A 6,963-nucleotide genomic window follows, 5' to 3' on the forward strand; every position below is an offset into this window, starting at 1 on the left:
TCAGCTACCAACAACCCGATCAGCCGGCCAGCTCCCACCCATAGTTCCTCGTTCGGTATGGCCATCGACTATTGGAATCCCTGCAGTTCACTTCCGCTATGCGCTCGGTTCTCCGATCAAAATAATGTTTTTAAGCTTGATTTGATCGGAAAACCGGTCTAGCGTCATCGTGCATGAGCTCCATCACACCCGCCGCGTCTCAGCGAGACGCACTCCCGAACGTGCTCGTGATAGGCACCTTCGACACCAAGTCCGACGAACTGGGTGCATTGGCGGACGTGATCGAGGAACTCGACGGAACGCCGATCCTGTTGGATACTTCCGCTCGGTACGCCGAACGTCCCGCACCCGCCGTCCTGGCCGGCCGGCGGTTCATCGATCAGGACGCAGTAGCCGGCGCCGCGGAAACCACCTGCGCCGCTGTCAGCGCGCTACCCCGCGGCGAAGCCGTTTCGGTGCTGCGTCGCGGGGTGCGGGTGCTCCTACAGGAGATGCTCGATGCCGGTGAGATTGACGGCGCGATCTGCATGGGCGGCGCGGGTACCCATATCGCCGGACCCGGACTGCAGGAGTTGCCGCTCGGATTCCCGAAGCTGATCGTCTCACCACTGGCATCCGGCAGTCGGACATTCGACACGTATGTGGGCATCCGCGATGTCGCAGTTCTGCATTCGGTGGCCGACATCATCGGGGTGAACACGGTCACCGCGCCGATCTACCGCTCCGCCGCCGGCTACATCGTCGGGGCTGCGCGCGCTTATGCCGCCGTCGAACCCGGTGCCGCCCGGCAGCAGCGGCCCACGGTCGCTGTGTCAATGAATGGAAACACCACTCCGGCATTGATGCGAGCACGAGAAGCTCTGGAGCGCAAGGGTATCCAGTTTGTGGCTTTCCATGCCAACGGCACCGGGGGCCGGGCCCTTGAGGACGCGGTGCGGTGCGGCAATGTCGACGCGGTCCTGGACTACACCACCACTGAACTCGGGGCGAACCTCGTCGGCGGCCTGATGAATTCGGGGCCCGACCGGATGGAGGCCGCCGGTGCGGCCGGCCTACCCCAGGTACTCGTGCCAGGCTGCATCGACTTCATCACCTGTGGCCCACCGGAACAGGCGAAGGCCGAGTTCCCTGATCGCACCTACTTCGGGCACAACCCGGAACTGACGTTGGTTCGCTTGAACTCCGACGAGATGACAAACCTGGGAGGCATTTTCGCGCGCAAAGCGAATAGCGCGACGGGACCGACCGCGGTGATCGTGCCGCTTGGCGGGTTCTCGGTGCCTGATACCCCAGGCAAGGCGTTCTGGAATCCGGCCGCCGATCAGTCGTTCGTCGAAGCCCTCCGAAACAACCTGGCCGATCACGTCGAGCTGACGCTGCTCGACCATCACATCAACGACGACGCGTTCATCGACCACGTCCTGGACACACTCATCGCCCTGCTGGAGCGCCAGCACGCACAACCCCCCGCGTTCGCTTGACGGCGTCCGTGTTGAGCCCCACCACTGGCGCACCCCGAACTCAGCGCCACCTTAACCAAGCCGGAATCAGGAGACGGAGAAAACGATGAAAGCAGTTGTTCTCGAAGCCGAGTGGAGCCCGCGCCCCGGGGCGCGGATTTCCGAGGCAGATAATGCCCGGCAGTGGGCCGCCATCGCCAACGAGGCCTACCGCAATCCCACTGTCGAGGTTCGTTCCGTCCCCGACCCCGGCGACCCGGGTCCTACCGAAATCGTGCTCGAAGTCGGTGCGTGCGGGTTGTGCGGTTCCGATGTGCACATGTTCGAGACCGACGATGAGGGCTATCTGCTGCTGCCCTATCACCTCAAGACGCCCGTCATCACGGGCCATGAATTTGCCGGCAAGATCGTCGCCAAGGGCAAGGATGTCCACCAGTTCGAGGTCGGCGGCCTGGTTGCCGTCGAGGAGATCCAGTGGTGCGGCAAATGTCGCGAATGCCGCGGCGGCTACTGGAACCAGTGCGGCTACATCGAGGATCTCGGCTTCACCCTGGACGGCGGTTTCGCGCAGTACGTCAAAGTGGACTCCAGGTTCGCCTGGTCGCTCGACGGCGTACTCGAGCGCTACGGTGACGAAGAGGTAGCGCTCGAGGTCGGCGCCCTCACCGAGCCCACCAGCGTCGCCTATGAGGGAATGTTCACCCGCGCAGGCGGTTTCAAGCCGGGCGGCTCGGTAGTCGTCTTCGGCGGGGGTCCCATCGGGCTGGCTTCCGTGGCATTGGCAGTGGCTGCCGGCGCATCCCAGGTCTTCGCCATCGACCCGCTGCCTGGTCGGCGCGAACTGGCGGGCAAGCTGGGTGCCACCACACTGATCGACCCCACCACCGAGGACCCCGGCGATATCGTCGCAGCGGCCACCAAGGGAACCGGTGCGGCCATGATCGTCGAAGCCAGCGGCAACTCCAAGGCTGTCATGGGACCGATCGAGGACACCCTCGGCGTCGGCGGCAAGGTCGTCATCGCCGGCATGGACCCCCAACCCGCAACACTGAGCCTGATCCGCTACATGCTCAAGGCCGGCTCGGTCTACGGCACCGTCGGGCACTCCGGCTCGTGGAACTTCCCCAACGTCATCAACCTGATGGCAGCGGGCCGAATCAGCATGGAGCAAGCCATCACCCGCCGTTTCCCCCTTGCCGGTCTCGTGGATGCGATCGATGAAACCAAGGCTCGCAGCAACGGCAAGATCCTCGTCAAGCCACAACTATGAGCGGTGCTCCGGCCCGGGAATCCGGGCCGGAGCCCGTTTCCACCACACCCGTAAGCGAAAGGCAATCCCGATGTCCGAACTGCACTCCCGGCTGCTCACCGACCTGGCACCACCCGATATCCAAAGCTACCTCTCGACCGAGGACACCATCCTGGTGCCCATGGGCGCGGTCGAGATGCACGGCTACCACCTGCCGATCGGCACCGATATCTACAACGCCATGGAGGTCTCCAAGCGCGCCGCCGAGAAGGCCGGCGTGTTGTACGGGCCACCGATCTGGACCGGGTACAGCCCCCATCACCTGCGGGAGCCCGAAACCGGCCAGGGCACACTGACTTTCCGTGGCGAGACGCTGCGAGCCGTCATCCACGACACCGCTCGCTCGCTGATCCACCACGGGTTCAACCGGATCATCTTCGTCAACGGGCACACCTCCAATACCAAAGCGACCGACGAGGTCTTCCGCCAGCTGCGTTACGAAACCGGTGCGCTGCTGGGAATGTTCAAGCCCTATGGCGAGCGCTACCTCGGCATCATCGAGGACTTGATGGAGAATTCCAAAGAGGAGACCGCCGGCTGGCACGCCAGCGAACAGGAAACCTCAATCATGATGGCCTACAAGGCCGATAACGTGAAGATGGAACGCGCACTCGATACCAGGGCCCAGGCCCCCGACTGGCTGCCCTCGTCGTTCAAGAAGGTCGATGCCAGCCCGGACGTCGAGTTCCAGGGCTACGAGTACTTCTACTTCCCGATGGAGCACCAGGAGATGGCACCACACGGTGTGATCGGCAATCCCCTGCGCGCCACCGCCGAGAAGGGTGAGCAGATCTTCGAGCGCTTCTCCAGTCACCTCGCCGCCGCGGTCGAAGAGCTCAAAAAGGTCAAGGTCGACATCCGCAACCGCAAGTACGTGCAGAAGGCCTGACAACTCCCGTACGCCAACGTTCGACGACCGCGCACTGATGATGCGGTCAGCACCGTCCCTCCAGGAGAACAGATCATGACCATCAGCTGGAAGCAGAAATCCGCGCCGTCCACTGCGGTCAACGGCGCGCTGCGCGGGCCGGTCGTCGAGTTGCGCAACACCTCAAAGTTCTACGGCGACATATGCGTCGTGGATTCGATCAACCTGGAAATCCAGGAGGGCGAGTTCTTCGCCCTCCTGGGCCCCAGTGGCTGCGGCAAGACGACTTCGCTCCGCATGATCGCCGGCTTCGAGGAGCCCTCACTCGGTGAGGTCCACATCGCCGGCAAGGACGTGACCGACGTCGCGCCGTATCGCCGACCGGTGAACACCGTGTTCCAGAACTACGCATTGTTCCCACATATGAAGATCGCCGACAACGTCGCCTATCCGCTGAAGATGCAGAAGGTGGCCAAAAGCGAGATAAAGACCCGGGTGGCCGAGGCACTCGAACGCGTCAGCATGAGTGCGGCCGCTACCCGGCTGCCCCATCAACTCTCCGGCGGCCAGCGCCAGCGCATCGCCCTCGCCCGCGCCCTCGTCGCCCAGCCGCGCGTGCTGCTGCTCGACGAACCCTTGGGTGCTTTGGATCTCAAGCTCCGCGAACACATGCTGACGGTGCTGAAGAACCTGCAGCGTGACGTCGGCATCACCTTCATCTACGTCACCCACGACCAGGGCGAGGCGCTGGCCATGAGCGACCGGATCGCCGTGATGAACAAGGGGGTCGTCGAGCAGATCGGCTCCCCCACCGACATCTACAACCGGCCGAAAACACCTTTCGTGGCCGGCTTTATCGGTAAGACGAATCTGTTGTCGGGGCGCCGCACCGGAACTCAACACGTCACCGTCGGGGACCTGCAGATGCAGACCCACAATCCGGTGCGGCCAGAAGCCCCGACTGTCAGTCTTCGACACGAGTGCGTGCTCCTGGGCGACGCTGCGTTCGGTCAGCCCAACCTCTACACCGGCGTCGTTCAGGACGTGGTGTTCTTCGGCCACGAGAAGGAAGTCTCCATCGCCGTGGCCGGGCAGACGATCGTGTCCCGGATCAGCGGAGTCAGGCCCGCAGACCAGGGACCAAGGCCGGGTGACTCGATTCATGTCGGCTGGTCGCTGAGCGCGCCCGTCGTCCTCGAGGAAGGCACACCATGACCGCCACCGTCGACTTCGAAGAAACACCCACGCCGGCAACGACCGCACCTCGCAGGCGTCGTCGCATCGTCGACGAAGCCGCGTCGTACCTGCAAGCCTCGCCGGCCTTCCTCTGGGCGCTGGCGCTCGTTGTCCTGCCGAACGTGACACTCTTCCTGAACAGCCTGTGGAAGAACGACTTCGGAACGGTAACCCAGACACCGACACTGGAGAACTATCAGGCGCTGCTCGACTCGGAGGTCTACCGCACCCTGTTCTGGCGCACCATGGTGACCGCGGTGAGTGCATCGCTGATCGCTACCGTCGTCGCCTACATCGCCGCCGTGATCGTGGTGCGCTACTTCGGCAAGTTCAAACTAATCGTCGCCATCCTCGTGCTGGTCCCCCTGCTCATCAGTTACCTGATGCGGATCTTCGCCTGGAAGATCATCCTTGGCGAGCACGGCATCCTGGTCGGCGCTTTCGGCGACCTGGTGCCGAAAAATATCCTCTATTCGCAACTCTCGGTCATCCTCACCCTGACCTACGTGGCCATCCCGTACGTGTTCCTCAGCGTTTTCGTCTCGTTGGAACGCATCCCGCCGCACATCACCGAAGCAGCCGGCGACTGCGGCGCCTCGGCTTGGACCACCTTCTGGACCGTGCTGTGGCCACTGTCGCGGGGCGGGGCGGCGGTCGGATTCGCGATCGCCTTCGTCCTGACCTTCGGCGACTACGTCACCCCTGCGATGGTCGGCGGCTTGTCCGGAACGATGCTCGGCTCAATCGTCTTGCAGCAGTTTGGGATCGCCAACAACTGGCCGCTGGGATCAGCCATCGGTGTGGTGGTCATCCTGTCCGGACTTCTGGTACTCGCCGTGATGTCCCTGTTCACCCGCACGGAGGCCCGCTATGACTAGCACGCCGACGCTAACCGACGCCCCTATCAGCGCCGCCACCGCTCGGCGCCCGCGACCGCCCAAGCGGCGGCGCACGGTGCCGACCGGTCTCATCATCGGAGTGCTGTTCCTGCTCCTGGTGTTCGGCTTCCTCTACGCGCCGCTGATCACCACCGCGCTGTTTTCCTTCAACGCCAGCAATGTACAGACGTGGCCGATGCAGGGGTTCACCACACAGTGGTACAGCGACCTGTTCGCCGACCAGGCGATGATCACCGCTCTGCTTTTCAGCTTGCGAGTGGCGTTGATGGCCGTGCTGATCAGCGCCATTGCCGGCCTTACGTTCTCGCTGATCGCCCAACGGGTGCAGTTCAGCGGCAAGCGGGTCCTCGACGCAGTTCTCGCCATCCCGTTGGTCGCCCCGGGGATGGTGCTGGGCATCTCGCTTCTGGTCGTCTTCAACCTTGCCCAGGTCGAGACCGGCTTCATGACCTTGGTTATCGGCCATGCCGCCTTCATCACACCGCTGGTGATGTTCGTTCTGCAACAGCGTCTCAAGACCATGGACCCCTCCATCGAGCACGCGTCGATGGATCTCGGAGCGGGACGGATCAAGACGTTCTGGCACGTGACCCTGCCTGGGGTACGGGTGTCACTACTGGCGGCCAGTCTGCTCGGATTCACGCTGTCGATGGATGAGATCGCGGTCTCCTTCTTCCTTTCCGGGACGCAGCCGACGTTGCCGGTGTATGTCTGGGGCCTGCTGCGATTTGGATTCACCCCTGAGGTCAACGCGGTGTTCACCCTCATCGGCGGCTTCAGCCTGCTACTGATCGGCGGCGCGCTCGTCCTGCTGCTCACCACCGCACGGCGGCGGGAGAAACAACTTGTGGGCATCGGCGCCTCGTGACAGTCAGTGAACCCCTCAGTCCCAGAAGAACAACCAGCCAGGAGACCCACATGCTCCATTTACCCCAATCCCAACCCAGGCGGTTGCGGACGGCCGTACTGCTGCTGATCACCGCTTTCGTGGCCACCATGGTCGCCGCCTGCGGCGGATCAAGCAGCAGCGACCCGAAAGCCCTCAACGTGCTCACCTGGGAGACGTACCACGACCCAGCCTGGCTGGATGCGTTCACCAAGGAGACCGGGATCAAGGTCAATGCGGTCAATGTCGGTTCGGCCGATGAGATGTTCGCCAAGATCAAGGCGAACCCGAATCAGTTCGATCTG

At 63.3% G+C, this 6,963-nt stretch carries 6 protein-coding genes and 1 pseudogene; all 7 read left to right on the plus strand.

Annotated features, from left to right (window positions below; genetic code table 11):
* Positions 1-173 precede the first annotated feature (173 nt).
* Positions 174-1,481, plus strand: coding sequence for a Tm-1-like ATP-binding domain-containing protein (locus H7J73_RS22870; RefSeq protein ID WP_264070000.1), 1,308 nt, complete (start codon positions 174-176; stop codon positions 1,479-1,481).
* Between the two features lie 85 nt (positions 1,482-1,566).
* Positions 1,567-2,730 carry a scyllo-inosose 3-dehydrogenase gene (gene iolM / locus H7J73_RS22875; protein WP_264070001.1) on the plus strand — a complete coding sequence of 388 codons (1,164 nt, stop codon included), beginning with the start codon at positions 1,567-1,569 and terminating at the stop codon, positions 2,728-2,730.
* A gap of 70 nt (positions 2,731-2,800) precedes the next feature.
* Positions 2,801-3,658 carry a creatininase family protein gene (locus H7J73_RS22880; protein ID WP_264070002.1) on the plus strand — a complete coding sequence of 286 codons (858 nt, stop codon included), beginning with the start codon at positions 2,801-2,803 and terminating at the stop codon, positions 3,656-3,658.
* A gap of 75 nt (positions 3,659-3,733) precedes the next feature.
* Positions 3,734-4,852, plus strand: coding sequence for an ABC transporter ATP-binding protein (locus H7J73_RS22885; RefSeq protein ID WP_264070004.1), 1,119 nt, complete (start codon positions 3,734-3,736; stop codon positions 4,850-4,852).
* The gene (locus tag H7J73_RS22890; protein WP_264070005.1) at positions 4,849-5,751 is read left to right on the plus strand and encodes an ABC transporter permease; all 903 of its coding nucleotides are present in this window, start codon (positions 4,849-4,851) and stop codon (positions 5,749-5,751) included. The genes H7J73_RS22885 and H7J73_RS22890 overlap by 4 nt, the downstream gene beginning before the upstream one ends.
* Complete coding sequence (locus H7J73_RS22895) at positions 5,744-6,640, plus strand: ABC transporter permease (RefSeq protein ID WP_264070006.1); 897 nt, start codon at positions 5,744-5,746, stop codon at positions 6,638-6,640. Before H7J73_RS22890 ends, H7J73_RS22895 begins: the two co-directional genes overlap by 8 nt.
* A gap of 50 nt (positions 6,641-6,690) precedes the next feature.
* Positions 6,691-6,963 (plus strand): annotated as a pseudogene (locus tag H7J73_RS22900) (hypothetical protein); the annotation flags it as partial.

The organism is Mycolicibacterium komossense (assembly GCF_025822605.1).
Lineage (GTDB): Bacteria > Actinomycetota > Actinomycetes > Mycobacteriales > Mycobacteriaceae > Mycobacterium > Mycobacterium komossense.